The following is a 14,702-nucleotide window of genomic DNA, read 5'->3' on the forward strand; positions in this document are numbered from 1 at the left end:
CCTCCCACAGGCCGGTCCGGTTCGGTCTTCTTCGCCCGGGTGCGTTCCGGTGTGTTCCGGTGCTTTCCGGTTCCTTCAGCGGGCGCCGCAGGAGCGCAGGTACGCGCGGGTGCGGCGGGCGATCGGCAGCGGCCGGTCTGGCGGGCACGGGTACATGTCCTGCTCCACGATGGCGAACAGGTCCACCCCCAGCCGCTGCGCGGCGGCGAGCACCGGCTCCAGCGCCGGCACCCCCGACGGCGGCTCGCACATCACCCCCCGGGCCACGGCCGGCCCGAACGGCACCTGCTCCGCCACCACCTCCGCAAGCACCCGCGGATCGACCTGCTTCAGGTGGAGGTAGCCGATCCGCTCGCCGAACTCCTCGATCGCCGCCACGCTGTCGCCGCCGCAGTACGCGTAGTGCCCCGTGTCCAGGCACAGCGACACCAGCTCCGGATCCGTCGCGTCGAGGAAGCGCGCCACGTTCGCCGGGGTGTCGATGTGCGTGTCCGCATGCGGGTGGACGACGATCCGCAGCCCGAACCGGTCCCGGACCTCCCGGCCCAGGCGCTCGGTCTGCCCGGCCAGTTCGCGCCATCCACCGGCGGTCAGCTCGCGGTCCTCCAGCACCGCGCCCGTCTTGTCGTCCCGCCAGAAAGCGGGGATCACCACCAGGTGGTCCGCGCCCATGTCCCGGGTCAGCGCGGCGATCCGCGACACGTGCTCCCAGGTGTCGGCCCAGACCGCCGGCCCGTGATGGAGTCCGGTGAAGACGGTGCCGGCGCTCACGCGCAGGCCCCGCTTGGCGGTCTCCTCGGCGAGCCGGCCCGGATCGGTGGGCAGGTAGCCGTACGGGCCGAGCTCGATCCACTCGTACCCGCACTCCGCGACCTCGTCGAGGAACCGCTCCCACGGCGTCTGGAGCGGGTCGTCGGGAAACCAGACACCCCAGGAGTCCGGAGCCGAGCCGACGCGGATACGGGTCAACGCGGGTGGGGAGGAGGTCATGGCACCACCTTCGGTACGGGACGGACGGGACGGATCGGAGGGGCGGGACGTGCGGGGCGGGACTGGCGGGCCGGTCGGGCGGGCAGGACTGGTGCGGAACGAGTGGGAGGACGGGGAGCCGGTGACGACCACAGCGGACGACGTCGTGTTCGACCTCATCGCCATGGGGCGGATCGGGGTTGATCTCTACCCGCTGAGAACGGGCGTACCGCTCGCCGAGGCGGACACCTTCGGGAAGTTCCTCGGCGGCTCCGCCGCCAACGTCGCCGTCGCCGCCGCGCGGCTCGGCCGGCGCACCGCGCTGATCAGCCGGACCGGCGCCGACCCGTTCGGCGCGTACCTGCACTCCGAACTGCGCGCCTTCGGCGTGGACGACCGATGGGTGGAGGAGGTGCCCGCACTGCCGACCCCGCTGACCTTCTGCGAGGTCTTCCCGCCCGACCACTTCCCCCTCTACTTCTACCGCCACCCCAAGGCCCCCGACCTGGAGATCACCGCCGACTCCCTCGACCCGGCCGCGCTCCGCGCGGCGCGCGTCCTGTGGACGACCGGCACCGGCCTGAGCGCCGAACCCAGCCGGACCGCCACCCTGGCCGCCCTCGAAGCGCGGGCCCGGACCGGCCCCACCGTCTTCGACCTGGACTGGCGGCCCGCGCTCTGGCAGGAGGACCCGGCCGAGCACTACGCGCGGGCGCTGCGCCTCGCCACCGTCGCCGTCGGCAACACCGAGGAGTGCGAGGTCGCCACCGGCACGGCCGAACCCCACGCCGCGGCGCGGGCCCTGCTCGCCGCAGGCGCCGACCTGGCCGTCGTCAAACGCGGACCCGACGGCGTCCTGGCCGCCCACCGCGACGGGACCACCGCCGAGGCGGCCCCCCTGAAGGTGGACGTCGTCAACGGCCTCGGCGCCGGCGACGCCTTCGGCGGCGCCCTCTGCCACGGGCTGCTCGCCGGCTGGGACCTGCCGCGCATCCTCCGCTACGCCAACGCCGCCGGCGCGCTCGTCGCCTCCCGGCTCGCCTGCTCCGCCGCAATGCCCCGCCCCGACGAGGTCGAGGAGGCCCTGGCATGGCCGACGTGACCGCACACGACCTCCCGCACGCCCGGCTGCGCATCCTGGAACTGGAGCCCGGGGAGGCGTACCCGCACGACGCCGGCGGCTGCGAGTGGATCGTGCTGCCGCTCCGGGGCGCGGCGCAGGTGCACTGCACCCCCGCCGCAGACGGCGCCGGCCCGGCTGCGGGGGCACCGCCCGCCGCCGCGTTCACCCTGCACGGCCGCAGCTCCGTCTTCGCGGCCGTCACCGACTTCGCCTACCTCCCCCGCGACAGCCGCAGCCGCATCACCGCCCCCCGCGGCGGCCGGTTCGCCCTCGCCGGCGCCGTCTGCGAGCGGACCCTCCCGCCCCGCTACGGGCCCGCGCGCGGCGTGCCCGTCGAACTCCGCGGCGCCGGCGGCTGCTCCCGCCAGGTCCACAACTTCGCCGCCGCGGACGCCTTCGACTGCGACCGGCTCATCGCCGTCGAAGTGCTCACCCCCGGCGGGAACTGGTCCTCGTACCCGCCGCACAAGCACGACGAGCACGACCCCGGCCGCGAATCCCGCCTGGAGGAGGTCTACTACTACGAGATCGCCCCCCGCGGCGACACCGCCGGCTACGGCTACCAGCGCGTCAGCCCCTCACCGGCCGGGAAGACCGACATCCTCGCCGAGGTGCGCACCGGCGACGCCGTCCTCATCCCGGACGGCTGGCACGGCCCCTCCATCGCCGCCCCCGGCCACGACATGTACTACCTCAACGTGATGGCCGGACCGGACCGGTCACGCGCGTGGCTGATCCGCGACCACCCCGACCACGCCTGGATCCGGGACACCTGGCCCGGCCAGGACGTGGACCCCCGGCTGCCCTTCCACCGAGCGGAGGACGAGACCCGATGAAGCTCACCGTCGCCCAGGCACTCGTCCGCTTCCTCAGCCGCCAGTACACGGAGCGCGACGGCCGCAGGACCCGGCTCATCGCCGCGACCTGGGGCATCTTCGGACACGGCAACGTCGCCGGGATCGGCCAGGCCCTCCTGGAGACCGGCCGCGCCGACATGCCGTTCCTCCAGGGCCGCAACGAGCAGGCCATGGTCCACGCGGCCGTCGGCTACGCCCGCCAGAGCGGCCGCCTCTCCACCCACGCCGTCACCACCTCCATCGGCCCCGGCGCCACCAACCTCGTCACCGGCGCCGCCCTCGCCACCATCAACCGGATCCCCGTACTCCTGCTGCCCGGCGACGCCTTCGCCACCCGGCCCGCCGACCCCGTCCTCCAGCAGCTCGAAGCCCGCGGCGCCGGCGACGTGTCCGTCAACGACACGCTGCGCCCCGTCTCCCGCCACTTCGACCGGATCACCCGGCCCGAAGCCCTCGTCCCGGCCGCGCTCGAAGCCATGCGGGTGCTCACCGACCCCGTGCAGACCGGCGCCGTGACGCTGGCCCTGCCGCAGGACGTGCAGGCCGAAGCCCGCGACTGGCCCGAGGAGTTCTTCGCGGAACGCGTCTGGGGCGTGCGCAGGCCGCGCCCCGACCGGACCGAACTCGCAGCCGCCGCCGACGCCGTACGGGCCTCCGCCCGGCCCCTCGTCATCGCCGGCGGCGGCATCCGACACAGCGGGGCCGGGGCCGCCCTGGCCGCGTTCGCCGAGGCCACCGGCATCCCCGTCGCCTGCACCCAGGCCGGCAAGGGCGCCCTGCCCCACGACCACCCCGCCGACGTCGGCGGGATCGGGCACACCGGGACCGCCGCCGCCGACGGCCTCGCCCGCCGCGCCGACCTCGTCATCGCCGCCGGAACCCGGCTCACCGACTTCACCACCGCCTCCGCGACCCTCTTCCAGGACCCCGCCGTCCGGTTCGTCGGGCTCAACCTCGACCCGTACGACGCCCACAAGCTCGCCGCCCTCCCGCTCGTCGCCGACGCCCGCGAAGGCCTCGACGCGCTCCGCGCCGCCGTCGCCGGGCACCGCGCCGACCCCGCCCACACCGCCGCCGCCCGCGAGGCCAAGGCCCGCTGGGAGCGGCAGGTCGACCGCGCCTACGCCGCGCCCGACGAGGACGCCGCCCCCACCCAGGCCCAGGTCCTCGGCCTCCTGGACGCCCTCGTCGACGACAGCGACGTCCTCGTCAACGCCGCCGGCTCCCTCCCCGGCGACCTGCACCGGCTGTGGCGGGCCCGCTCCGCCGACCAGTACCACGTCGAATACGGCTACTCCTGCATGGGCTACGAGATCCCCGCCGCCCTCGGCGCCGCGCTCGCCGCCCCCGACCGGCCCGTGTGGGCGCTCGTCGGCGACGGGACGTACCTGATGAACCCCACCGAGATCGTCACCGCCGTGCAGGAGGGCGTCCCGATCAAGGTGGTCATCCTCGACAACCACGGCTACGCCTCCATCGGCGGCCTCTCGCAGGCCGTCGGCGCCGAGGGCTTCGGGACCGCCTACCGCTACCGGGCCGGGGACGGCACGTACGCAGGACCGCCGCTGCCGGTGGACCTCGCCGCGAACGCGGCCTCCCTCGGCATGGCCGTCATCCGCACCCGCACCATCGGTGACCTGCGCAAAGCCCTCGCGGAGGCGCGGGAGGCGGACCGGCCCACATGTGTCTACGCACGGACCCGAACACCCGACACTGTGTCGGGCCCGCCCCCCGCACAGGCGTGGTGGGATGTTCCCGTGGCCGAGACCGCGACCCGCGCTGCCGCGGTCGCGGCCCGCGAGGAGTACGACCGGCAAGCCGCTCAGCGACGTCGCCATCTGTGAAGGAGCAACAGCAATGAAGACCGTCAACCACTGGATCGGTGGCAAGACCGTCGAGGGCGCGTCGGGCAACTACGGCCCGGTCACCGACCCCGCCACCGGCGAGGTCACCACGCAGGTCGCCCTGGCATCCGCTGCGGAGGTCGACTCCGCCGTACGCGTCGCGAAGGAGGCGTTCCTCGACTGGGGGCAGTCCTCGCTGGCCGCCCGCACCAAGGTGCTCTTCGCCTACCGGGCCCTCCTCGACGCCCACCGCGACGAGATCGCCGCGCTGATCACGGCCGAGCACGGCAAGGTCCACTCGGACGCCCTCGGCGAGGTCGCACGCGGCCTGGAGATCGTCGAGCTGGCGTGCGGCATCACCACCCAGCTCAAGGGCGAGCTGTCCACGTCGGTGTCGAACCGCGTCGATGTCGCCGCGATCCGCCAGCCCCTCGGCGTCGTCGCAGGCATCACCCCGTTCAACTTCCCGGCGATGGTCCCGATGTGGATGTTCCCGCTGGCCATCGCCTGCGGCAACACCTTCGTCCTCAAGCCGAGCGAGAAGGACCCCTCGGCCGCGAACCGGCTCGCCGAACTCGCCAAGGAGGCCGGCCTGCCCGACGGCGTCCTGAACGTCGTCCACGGCGACAAGGCGGCCGTGGACGCGCTGCTCTCCCACCCGGACATCGCGGCCGTCTCCTTCGTCGGCTCCACCCCGATCGCCCGCCACATCCACACCACCGCCTCCGCCCACGGCAAGCGCGTCCAGGCCCTCGGCGGCGCCAAGAACCACATGCTGGTCCTCCCCGACGCCGACCTCGACGCCGCCGCCGACGCCGCCGTCTCCGCCGCCTACGGCTCGGCAGGCGAGCGCTGCATGGCCATCTCCGCCGTCGTCGCCGTCGGCTCCATCGGCGACGACCTCGTCGAGAAGATCCGCGAACGCGCCGAGAAGATCAAGATCGGCCCCGGCAGCGACCCGGCCTCCGAGATGGGCCCGCTGATCACCGCCGCACACCGCGACAAGGTCGCCTCGTACGTCAAGGGAGCCGCCGCCCAGGGCGCCGACGTCGTCCTCGACGGCACCGGCTACACCGTCGACGGCCTGGAGAACGGCCACTGGATCGGCCTGTCCCTCCTCGACCGCGTCCGCACCGACTCCGACGCCTACCGCGACGAGATCTTCGGGCCGGTCCTGTGCGTGCTGCGCGCCGAGACCTACGAGGACGCCGTGGCGCTGATCAACGCCTCCCCGTTCGGCAACGGCACCGCGATCTTCACCCGCGACGGCGGCGCGGCCCGCCGCTTCCAGCTGGAGGTCCAGGCGGGCATGGTCGGCGTCAACGTGCCGATCCCGGTGCCGGTCGGCTACCACTCCTTCGGCGGCTGGAAGGACTCCCTCTTCGGCGACCACCACATCTACGGCAACGACGGCATCCACTTCTACACCCGCGGCAAGGTCGTCACGACCCGCTGGCCGGACCCGTCGGAGGCCCACACGGGAGTGGACCTGGGCTTCCCCCGCAACCACTGACACCGTCGGAGCGGCGGCGCCGGGCACCACCGGGCCCGGCACCCGGAAGCAGAGGCGGGCGCCGGCCTGCCGCCGCACCCCCACCTGCACCCCCCTTGATGTGCCCTCAGGCCAAGGGCGCGGGGAGGGCCGGAAGGTGGAGCAGCAGGTCGCTCGTGCCGGCCGGTACGCCGGTGACCCCGCCGGGCACCGCGGAGCCGACGAGGGCCGCGGCGACCTGCGCCGGCGTCGGCGTCCTGCCGGCCGCACGGCCCTGCGCGAGGAGCAGCGCGGCCGCGCCCGCGACATGGGGGGCCGCCATGGACGTGCCCGAGGCGCGGGCGAGCGCGGTCTCCGAACCCTTCCAGGCAGAGGTGACCGACACGCCCGGCGCGGACAGGTCCACGCAGGAGCCGTGGTTGGAGAAGGAGGCGCGCCGGTCGGCGGCGTCGCTCGCGCCGACGGTCAGCGCCGCGGGCACCCGCGAGGGGGAGTGGGAGCAGGCGTTCCGGCCGGCGTTGCCGGCGGCGACGGTGAACGTGATCCCCGCCGCGACGGCCCGCGTCACCGCCGTGTCCAGGGCGCGGCTGCGCTTGCCGCCCATGCTCATGTTGGCGACGGCGGGCGTGCCCTTGGCCCTGGCGGCGTCCCGCACCATCCACTCGATCCCGCGCAGGACCGACGACAGTTTCCCCGACCCGCGGCAGTTCGCCACCTTCACCGCGACCAGCGACGCCTCCTTGGCCACCCCGTGCACTGCCCCGCCCAGCACACCCGCCACATGCGTGCCGTGCCCGTTGCAGTCGGCGGCCCGCTCCAGCAGCACACCGTTGTACCCCGCCCGCGCGCGGCCCCCGAACTCCCGGTGCGCCGTGTTGATCCCGGTGTCGATCACGTACGCGGTCACCCCGCGACCCGTCGACCCGTACGTGTAGGCCCCGTCCAGCGGGAGCGCCCGCTGGTCGAGCCGGTCCAGCGACCAAGGCGCCGGGTCCTGCGTCCCGCTGATCCGGAACTCCGAGTCCGGCTCGACGGACGCCACGCGCGGATCGGCCGCCAGCGCCGCCGCCCGCGCCGGCGTGGTCCGCACCGCGAACCCCCTGAGGGCGGTGTCGAAAACCGCCCGCACCTGCCCGCCCTCCTTCTCCACCTCGGCGGCCACGGCACGCACCGGACTCCGGGACGACCCGTCCTTGAGGACGACGACGTAGTCGGCGGTGGCGCGGTGCACGGAAAGAGCGGCGGCGGGCTGCCCCGGCAGCACAGCCGACGCCACGACCAGAGCGGCGACGGGAAGCAACGCGGTGAACACGGTCATGCGCCCGATGCTCGAACACCCCGGCCCGGCCCGCGCGCAGGCTACGCCAACTGGCCCCATGCGCCGGACCCCACGGCTCCAGCCCCACGGCTCCAGCCCCCATGGCTCCAGCCCCACGAACCGGCCCCCACCGCAGGTTCCGCCCGCTGCGCCCCCGCCGGAGCCACCGGAGCCACCAAAGGCGCGGAGGCCCACGCACGCCGGACGGGCACGCCGGCGGGAGGGTCAGCCGGCCAGCGGCCAGCCGCGCATGGCGAAGACACCCTCGTCGCGGGCGCCCGCCGAGGCGTACGTCGCCAGCGCGGCCTCGTTGCCTGTGTCGACGCCCACCCACATGCCGTAGCAGCCGCGGTCGCGGGCCTCCGCGGCGAGCGCCTCCGTCAGCGCCCGGCCGATGCCGCGGCGGCGGTAGCCCTCGTCGACGGAGAGCTCGTACAGGCACATCTCGGTGCCCTTGTCGGGGTGGCTCATCTCGACGCCGCTGACCATCCCGGCGGGCACCCCGTCCACGTACGCGATCAGCATCACGTGCCCGGGCGCCGACAGGAACCGCTCGCACCGGTCCAAGGGCGCGGGACCGTCGAAGAGCCCTTCCGCGGCCTGCAGTTCGGCAACGGTGGTGGCCCGGAGGATGTCCATGGCGGCCACCATAACGGCCCCCGCCGCGAACACCCCGCCCCCGCCACCCCGGCGTGGCGCCCCGCTGCGGCCCTGCGCAGGGGCCTCCGGCCTGGTACCCCGGGGTGGGCGGCGGTCAGGTCCTGAGGGCCAGTGCCGCCGCGTAGGCGGGCGGTGCCGGGAGGTCTGCGAGGTACCAGCCGGCGAGCGGTGCCGGGTCCGGGCCCGTGCCGACGTACGGCTCGGCCAGGCCGTCCGCCAGGCCCGTGCCGGTGGCCTTCAGATACGCCTCCTTGCGGGCCCACATCCGGGCCATCGGTATCTGCCGCCCGGACGCCGGCAGCGCGGCCAGCTCCGCCGTCTCGGACGGGTGCAGCAGGTCGATGACGTCCGCCACCACGTCGTCGCCGGGCACCTTCTCCACATCCACCCCGACTGCCGCCCCCGCGAACGCCAGGTACGCCATGTCGTCGCTGTGCGAGAGCGAGAACTGCACCCCTCCGCCGGCCACCGCGGGCCGGCCGTGCGGCGCGGAGCAGCACGGACAGGGCTCCCGGATCAGCGTCACCTTCTCCGGAGCCAGCCCCAGGTAGCCGCCGAGCAGCAGGCGCAGCCCGAGGTGGGAGGCGACGTAGCGGTGCCGGTCGCCAGGCCGCACGAACCGCTCCGCCCGGTCCCGTTCCGCCGCGTCGAGCAGCGGGAGCGCCTCCGCGACGCGGTGGCCGCCGACCACGTCGAGGGTGGTGTCGAGCGGCCACGCCGCGACGGCGTCACCCTGCGGCGGCTCGCCGGTGCGCGGCACGTCCTCGCCGAGCCGGTTCACGTACGTCATCACCTGACGAGGGTAGATGAGGCACACCGCACGCCGGTCGAGCAATCGGAGAGGGTGAAGTTCCCTCACAGTGCCGGGAGATGGGCCCGGCGGCGCCGGCCGTCGCCGCCCCGCCCGTCCCGGACCCGCGGCGCGGCCCGCGGCAGTGGCGGTCAGCGTGCCCCGGCGGGTATGGAGCGGCCGGGCGCGCGGCCGGGGGAGGGCGTTCCGTCCGTCCAGGCGTAGACGTGCTTGCCGCGCACCGCCACCTGGTACTGGTGGGCGTCCCGGCATTCCGGCCGCTCCTGCAGGCGTATGCCTCGGGGCCACCACTTGGCGTCCAATTCCCGCCCCCGCGGCCGCTTCGGCGCACCGGTACGGCACTGCGGCCCGTCGAGCGGGGTCGGGCCCAGCGTGAAGCGGATCAGGCGGGCCTGGCCCCCGGTGGTGCGCGCGTGTATCCGTATGTCCCTGGCGTCCCCGGGCACCCACGACGGCAGCGTGAACGCCTCCGGTCCGCGCCGCGGCGCGTCGGCGGCGGTCGGGTACCGCTTGCTCTTCTCCTGGAACACCTGGTCGGTGATCGGGTCGGTCAGGGGGTTGGGCGGGAGGTTGGGCAGCGCGAACGCGGCGGTGGCAACCACTGCGGCCACGGCGGCGGCGATGACGAAGGGACGGCGGTTCATGCCCTCAGTCTCGGTCGGGGGGCCGTCGTCCCGCGTCCCTCCCCAGGACGAACGCGAAGTCTGTCTGAGGTCTGATGGCGACCGGTACCTGAGGACTGCACACCCCGGGTGACGGGCCTGAGGTATGGCGCTTGAAGTTGACGGCGGGCGCCTGACGGCTGCCGGGTCCCGCCCCCTCCGACACCTCGGCTGCGCCGCGCCGTCGGAGGGGGCGTGGGGATCGGCGGCGTCCCGCCCCGCTCAAGGGTCGTCGCCGCCGCTCCTGCTCCCGCTCCAGCGGCCGCCCCCGCCGACAGCCCGCGCGACCGCCTGCGGCCTACTACGGCCGTACGGCGACCCTCAGGTCCGCCACGTACGCCTCCTCCAGCACCCCGTCCGGGAACAGCCCGAGCAGCCGCTCCCGCTCGGCGGCGAGGAAGTCCTGTGCGCCGGGCCGCCCGATCAGGAACAGCGAGTGCGTCGACAGCTTCGCCAGGTGCGCGTCGACGCTGATCCGGCGCGACCAGCGCACCGCCCGCACCGCGAAGTCCAGGCCGCCCTCCGAGCGCCCCGGACGCTCGTTCACGTACCAGCCCGGCCCGAACGCCGCCTCCAACCGCCGCCCCTGCTCGGCGATCCACCCGTACTCCGGGTCCGGGTCGTTGGAGAACACGGCCAGCGCCCCGCCGGGCCGCAGCACCCGCACCGCCTCCGGTACCGACCGCGAGGCGTCCGTCCAGTGCCAGGACTGCGCGTACGTCAGCAGATCGAGCGAACCCCCGGCGAACGGCAGCCGGTCCCCGTCCCCCCGAACGAGCGGAATCCGCGGGTTCCGGCGGCGCAGTTCGGCGGCCATGCCCTCCGCGGGCTCCACCGCCACCACCCGGGCGCCGCGCTCCCGCAGCAGGGCCGTCGCGATGCCGGTCCCGGCGCCGACGTCGGCGGTGCGCGCCCCGGCCAGTGGAAACCCGGCGAGCTGCTCCAGTGCGTCGAAGAGCTCGGGCGGGTAGGAGGGGCGGTGGTCGGCGTAGCGGGCGGCGGCCGGACCGAACGAGCGTGCACGGGATGCGTCCGTCATGCCGCCATGGTCGGCGGCATGCACTGGGCCGCGTCAACAGGGGGAGGCGGACACGCGGGCCGGGCGCCCGGCCCCGGCCCGTACGGTCGCCTCCGCTCAACCCGGGAAGAGGAGAGGAGAAGGCATGGCGGCAGCACGGGCACGGTACGTGGCCGGCCTGGTCGGAGCGATGGAGCGGTACGGGGACCGGCCCGCCCTCGGCTCCGGCGGCGAGGTGCTGGACTTCACCGGGCTGCTGGTGCGCGTCCACCGGCTGGCCGGCGAGCTCGCGGACCGCGGCGTCGGGCGCGGCACAGGTCTCGCCTGCGTCTTCGGCCGCAACCGGACCGAGGTCGTCCAGCTGCGGCTCGCGGCGCATGTGCTGGGCGCCCGCCTCACCCAGGTCGTCGCCGACCCGTACACCTCCGGGCTGGACTTCGTCCTCCGCGACTGCCGGCCCGCGCTCGTCGTCCACGACACGCCCGTGCCCGCCCCGGCCGCCGGGGCCCGCCTGCTCGCCCTCGACACGCTGCTGCGGGCCGCCGACGCCCGCGATCCGGTCCCCGTCCCAGTGGCCGCCAGGGAGGACGACGTGGCCCGCGTGGCGTACACCGGCGGCACGACCGGCGTCCCCAAGGGCGTGGCGACCACGTTCCGGGCGCTCGCGGCCCGTACCGACGGGCGCGCCACCCGCGACCGAGGCGAGCCCCCCGCCTACGTGTCCGTCACCTCCCTCGCCCAGCGTGCGGGCGGCCGCTGCCTGGAGCAGCTGCGCGCGGGCGGCCGTACGGAGGTGCTGGCGGCCTTCGACCCGCGGGAGTTCGCGGCCGCCTGCCGGCGGCTGGCGCCCGCGGCCTCGTACCTGATGCCCGGCATGCTCTACCGGCTCCTGGACGACCCGGCGACGGCCGACGGGATCCCCGGGCTCGGCGTCATCTCGTACGGCGCGGCGCCCGTCCTGCCCGAGCGGCTGCGGGAGGCGGTCACCCGCTGGGGCGGCCGCTGGCAGCAGGGGTACGGAATGAACGAATCCGCGGTGATCTGCCGGCTGACCCCCGCCGACCACGATGCCGCGGTCACCGGCCGGCCGGACCTGTTGACGTCGGTCGGGCGGCCCGCGGCCGGCGTGGAGGTCGAGGTCCGCGACCCGCAGGGCCTGCCGCTGCCCGCCGGGCGGACCGGCGAGGTGTGGACCAGGTCGGCGGCGGTGATGTCCGGCTACTGGGGCCGCCCCGACCTGACCGCGGCCGTGCTCCGCGACGGCTGGCTGCGCACGGGCGACCTCGGCCACACCGACGCCGACGGCTACCTCCACCTCGACGACCGGCTCGCGGACGCGGTCATGGTCGACGGGGACAACGTGTACTGCCTGCCCGTGGAGGCTGCTCTCGCCCGGCACCCGGCGGTCGCCCGCGCGGCCGTGGTGGGCCGGCCGGGCGGGGCGGCGGGGGAGGAGGTGTGCGCCTTCCTCGTCCCGGCCGCGGGCCGCACCCCCGACGCGTCGGCCGCGGCGGAGGCCTGCGACCTGGTGGAACGCACCCTCGCCCCGGCCTACCGCCCGACGGCGGTGTTCTGGCGCGAGGACATTCCGCTCACTCCCCTCGGCAAACCGGACAAGCGCCTCCTCCGCGAAGAGGCGTCGGCCCGGCGCTGAAGGTCCGGGAGGGGACACCGGCCGGCGACGCCGGGCACGGGCGGTCGGGCGGGACGGGAACGAATTCGGCCGCATTTCGCGTTCGGGACGCGAATGGCGCTGCCTGCCCACGGGCCGGATCCGGACGAGTTCGGGAACGGAGCGCCCGCATCCACTCCGGCGAGGCACGTGGCCCCGCACGCCGCGGTGTAAAGGCCGGGAAAAGAATCTGACCAGCGTTTCCGCTGGTCAGATAAGGAGAGTGCCCCCGGCAGGACTCGAACCTGCGGCCAAGTGCTTAGAAGGCACCTGCTCTATCCACTGAGCTACGGGGGCCGGAAGGCGGCCGTGGCGGCCTGGAGCCCCGGGGTGGGGGTGGGACTGTCGTCCGTGCCGGGTCAAGGATAGGGCTCCGGTCGCCTTGTCCCGGTTGCTTCACCCGCGTGCCACGATGTGGAGGTTCGGTGAAGCGGTCCCGATAATCGCAGGCAGGTGCGATTCTCGCACCGCTTTTGCGCCGCGTCGGGCCGGGTGTTGTGCACTCGTTATGCCTGAGCCCCACTCGCCTGCTCTGACCGGAAGGTCCCTCTGGAGTCGCGGTCGGCGCGCAGAGGACGTATAAGCTTCAAAAAGGGTCCTAAATTGGGCATTCTTCACATGTGGTGACCTTGGATGTTCGGCCTCAGCTGCTCGATGCCCTGTCCGCCCTGCGCGACCGGGTCGCGTCCGTGCGTCTGCCGCTGCCCCTTCCCGGCGCCCCGCGCGCCCGCCAGACCAGAGCCGAGCTGCTCGCGCAGCTCGACGACTACCTCGTACCCCGCCTGAAGTCCCCCGAGGCGCCGCTCCTCGCCGTCGTCGGCGGGTCCACGGGGGCCGGCAAGTCCACCCTCGTCAACTCCCTCGTCGGCCGCCAGGTCAGCGAAGCCGGCGTACTGCGGCCCACCACCCGGGTCCCCGTCCTCGTCTGCCACCCCGACGACCACCACTGGTTCGCCGGCATGCGGATCCTGCCCGACCTGCTCCGCGTCTGGGCGCCGCCCGACGAGGACGACCCGTACCCCGCCCGCGGACGCGGCACCGCCGGACACGCCGGACGCGGCACCCCCGGCGGGCGGGGCCGCTCCGCGTCCACCGCCACCCGCGAGCTGCGCATCGAGACCGTCACCGGCCTGCCGCGCGGCCTCGCCCTCCTCGACGCCCCCGACATCGACTCCCTCGTCGTCGAGAACCGGACACTCGCCGCCGAACTCATCTGCGCCGCCGACGTCTGGGTGATGGTCACCACCGCCTCCCGCTACGCCGACGCCGTGCCCTGGCACATGCTGCGCACCGCCAAGCAGTACAAGGCCACCCTCGTCACCGTCCTCGACCGCGTCCCCCACCAGGTCCTCGCCGAGGTCTCCCGCCAGTACGGGGCCCTCCTCACCCGCGCCGGACTGGGCGACGTGCCGCGCTTCACCGTGCCCGAGCTGCCCGAATCCGCCGGCGGCGGAGGACTGCTGCCCGCCAGCGCCGTCGCACCGCTCGGCGCCTGGCTCGCCCACCACGCCCAGGACCCCGCCGCCCGCCAGTACGCCGTCGGCCGCACCGCGCTCGGCGCGCTGGACTCCCTGCGGCGCCGCATGCCAGAGCTGGCGTCGGCCGTCGCCGCCCAGTACGCCGCCGCCGTACGGCTCACCACGGCCGTCGAGGACGCGTACCGCAGGGAGGGCAAGCGGGTGCGGGCCCGGCTCGACCAGGGCGCCGTACTCGCCGGGGACGCACTCACCCGCTGGCGCGGCTACCCCCTCGACACCACCGCCGACGAACTCCTCGACTCGCTGGCCGAATCCCTCGCCGCCCTGCTCCAGTGCGCCGTCGCCGCCGCCGAGGAGCGGATCGCCGAGGCATGGCGGCGCGAACCCGCCGCGGGAGCCCTCCCGGCGCCCGCCGCCGACCGGGAGGCGGCGGAACGTATCGGCCTGGCCGTCCGCCGCTGGCGGCGCGTCCTCGAAGAGCTCGCCGAGGAAGAGGCAGCCGCCGCCGACCGGCAGCCGCCGCCGGACCCCGACGCCGTCACCGCCCTCCTCGCCGCCGCCCTCCTCGGCGGCAGGCGGGCCCGGCCCGCCGGGGAGAAACTCGCCGAGCGGATCGGCGTCCAGGCCGCCGTACGCCTGCGCGACCGCGGCGGCGAACTCGTCGCCGAACACCTCGAACAGGTGCTGCGCACCGAACGCGACCGGCGGCTCGCCCCCCTGGAGGCCCTCCACGTGACGCCCGAGCCGCAGGCCGAACTCATCGCGGCGCTGTCCGTACTGCAGAAGGAGAGGTGACGC

Annotated in this window: 12 protein-coding genes and 1 tRNA gene; 6 read left to right on the forward strand and 7 right to left on the reverse strand. The window is 75.0% G+C overall.

Annotated features, from left to right (window positions below; genetic code table 11):
• Nucleotides 1-75 precede the first annotated feature (75 nt).
• Nucleotides 76-990 carry a sugar phosphate isomerase/epimerase family protein gene (locus MUK52_RS20580; protein WP_114057627.1) on the reverse strand — a complete coding sequence of 305 codons (915 nt, stop codon included), beginning with the start codon at nucleotides 988-990 and terminating at the stop codon, nucleotides 76-78.
• Nucleotides 991-1,153: 163 nt separating this feature from the next.
• Between MUK52_RS20580 and iolC the strand changes: the two genes are divergently transcribed.
• Genes iolC through MUK52_RS20600 form a run of 4 tightly spaced genes read left to right on the forward strand, consistent with a single transcriptional unit; the run spans nucleotide 1,154 to nucleotide 6,306 of the window.
• Nucleotides 1,154-2,071 carry a 5-dehydro-2-deoxygluconokinase gene (gene iolC, locus MUK52_RS20585; RefSeq protein WP_114058918.1) on the forward strand — a complete coding sequence of 306 codons (918 nt, stop codon included), beginning with the start codon at nucleotides 1,154-1,156 and terminating at the stop codon, nucleotides 2,069-2,071.
• On the forward strand, nucleotides 2,059-2,928 hold the full coding sequence (gene iolB / locus MUK52_RS20590; protein WP_284578950.1) for a 5-deoxy-glucuronate isomerase: 870 nt from the start codon (nucleotides 2,059-2,061) through the stop codon (nucleotides 2,926-2,928). Before iolC ends, iolB begins: the two co-directional genes overlap by 13 nt.
• Nucleotides 2,925-4,793 (forward strand): 3D-(3,5/4)-trihydroxycyclohexane-1,2-dione acylhydrolase (decyclizing), encoded by a 1,869-nt coding sequence (gene iolD / locus MUK52_RS20595; RefSeq protein ID WP_284578952.1) that lies wholly within the window; start codon nucleotides 2,925-2,927, stop codon nucleotides 4,791-4,793. The genes iolB and iolD overlap by 4 nt, the downstream gene beginning before the upstream one ends.
• A gap of 13 nt (nucleotides 4,794-4,806) precedes the next feature.
• On the forward strand, nucleotides 4,807-6,306 hold the full coding sequence (locus tag MUK52_RS20600; protein WP_114057624.1) for a CoA-acylating methylmalonate-semialdehyde dehydrogenase: 1,500 nt from the start codon (nucleotides 4,807-4,809) through the stop codon (nucleotides 6,304-6,306).
• A 106-nt stretch (nucleotides 6,307-6,412) separates the two neighbouring features.
• On the opposite strand, the gene MUK52_RS20605 is transcribed toward MUK52_RS20600, so the two are convergent.
• The 5 genes from MUK52_RS20605 to MUK52_RS20625 all read right to left on the reverse strand — a co-directional run bounded on the left by MUK52_RS20605 (nucleotide 6,413) and on the right by MUK52_RS20625 (nucleotide 10,775).
• Nucleotides 6,413-7,603 (reverse strand): S8 family peptidase, encoded by a 1,191-nt coding sequence (locus MUK52_RS20605; RefSeq protein ID WP_284578955.1) that lies wholly within the window; start codon nucleotides 7,601-7,603, stop codon nucleotides 6,413-6,415.
• Nucleotides 7,604-7,828: 225 nt separating this feature from the next.
• Entirely contained in the window at nucleotides 7,829-8,242 is a 414-nt protein-coding gene (locus tag MUK52_RS20610; RefSeq protein ID WP_114058917.1) for a GNAT family N-acetyltransferase, read from the reverse strand.
• Nucleotides 8,243-8,357: 115 nt separating this feature from the next.
• On the reverse strand, nucleotides 8,358-9,053 hold the full coding sequence (locus MUK52_RS20615; protein WP_114057622.1) for a 4'-phosphopantetheinyl transferase family protein: 696 nt from the start codon (nucleotides 9,051-9,053) through the stop codon (nucleotides 8,358-8,360).
• Nucleotides 9,054-9,205: 152 nt separating this feature from the next.
• Nucleotides 9,206-9,718: a hypothetical protein gene (locus MUK52_RS20620; protein ID WP_284578958.1), complete on the reverse strand. Its 513-nt coding sequence runs from the start codon at nucleotides 9,716-9,718 to the stop codon at nucleotides 9,206-9,208.
• Nucleotides 9,719-10,037: 319 nt separating this feature from the next.
• Nucleotides 10,038-10,775 (reverse strand): class I SAM-dependent methyltransferase, encoded by a 738-nt coding sequence (locus tag MUK52_RS20625; protein ID WP_114057620.1) that lies wholly within the window; start codon nucleotides 10,773-10,775, stop codon nucleotides 10,038-10,040.
• A 124-nt stretch (nucleotides 10,776-10,899) separates the two neighbouring features.
• Between MUK52_RS20625 and MUK52_RS20630 the strand changes: the two genes are divergently transcribed.
• Nucleotides 10,900-12,408: a class I adenylate-forming enzyme family protein gene (locus tag MUK52_RS20630; protein ID WP_284578961.1), complete on the forward strand. Its 1,509-nt coding sequence runs from the start codon at nucleotides 10,900-10,902 to the stop codon at nucleotides 12,406-12,408.
• A gap of 242 nt (nucleotides 12,409-12,650) precedes the next feature.
• On the opposite strand, the gene MUK52_RS20635 is transcribed toward MUK52_RS20630, so the two are convergent.
• Nucleotides 12,651-12,723 (reverse strand) — tRNA-Arg (locus tag MUK52_RS20635).
• A gap of 332 nt (nucleotides 12,724-13,055) precedes the next feature.
• Between MUK52_RS20635 and MUK52_RS20640 the strand changes: the two genes are divergently transcribed.
• Nucleotides 13,056-14,699 carry a dynamin family protein gene (locus tag MUK52_RS20640; protein ID WP_284578963.1) on the forward strand — a complete coding sequence of 548 codons (1,644 nt, stop codon included), beginning with the start codon at nucleotides 13,056-13,058 and terminating at the stop codon, nucleotides 14,697-14,699.
• The last annotated feature ends 3 nt before the right edge of the window (nucleotides 14,700-14,702 follow it).

This window comes from Streptomyces sp. 2P-4, assembly GCF_030167965.1.
In the GTDB taxonomy this organism is placed as follows: Bacteria; Actinomycetota; Actinomycetes; order Streptomycetales; family Streptomycetaceae; genus Streptomyces; species Streptomyces globosus_A.

Coding starts and splice junctions, on each gene's coding strand:
- MUK52_RS20580 (WP_114057627.1), bottom strand. CDS start 990: ATGACCTCCTCCCCACCCGCGTTGACCCGTATCCGCGTCGGCTCGGCT.
- iolC (WP_114058918.1), top strand. CDS start 1,154: ATGGGGCGGATCGGGGTTGATCTCTACCCGCTGAGAACGGGCGTACCG.
- iolB (WP_284578950.1), top strand. CDS start 2,059: ATGGCCGACGTGACCGCACACGACCTCCCGCACGCCCGGCTGCGCATC.
- iolD (WP_284578952.1), top strand. CDS start 2,925: ATGAAGCTCACCGTCGCCCAGGCACTCGTCCGCTTCCTCAGCCGCCAG.
- MUK52_RS20600 (WP_114057624.1), top strand. CDS start 4,807: ATGAAGACCGTCAACCACTGGATCGGTGGCAAGACCGTCGAGGGCGCG.
- MUK52_RS20605 (WP_284578955.1), bottom strand. CDS start 7,603: ATGACCGTGTTCACCGCGTTGCTTCCCGTCGCCGCTCTGGTCGTGGCG.
- MUK52_RS20610 (WP_114058917.1), bottom strand. CDS start 8,242: ATGGACATCCTCCGGGCCACCACCGTTGCCGAACTGCAGGCCGCGGAA.
- MUK52_RS20615 (WP_114057622.1), bottom strand. CDS start 9,053: ATGACGTACGTGAACCGGCTCGGCGAGGACGTGCCGCGCACCGGCGAG.
- MUK52_RS20620 (WP_284578958.1), bottom strand. CDS start 9,718: ATGAACCGCCGTCCCTTCGTCATCGCCGCCGCCGTGGCCGCAGTGGTT.
- MUK52_RS20625 (WP_114057620.1), bottom strand. CDS start 10,775: ATGACGGACGCATCCCGTGCACGCTCGTTCGGTCCGGCCGCCGCCCGC.
- MUK52_RS20630 (WP_284578961.1), top strand. CDS start 10,900: ATGGCGGCAGCACGGGCACGGTACGTGGCCGGCCTGGTCGGAGCGATG.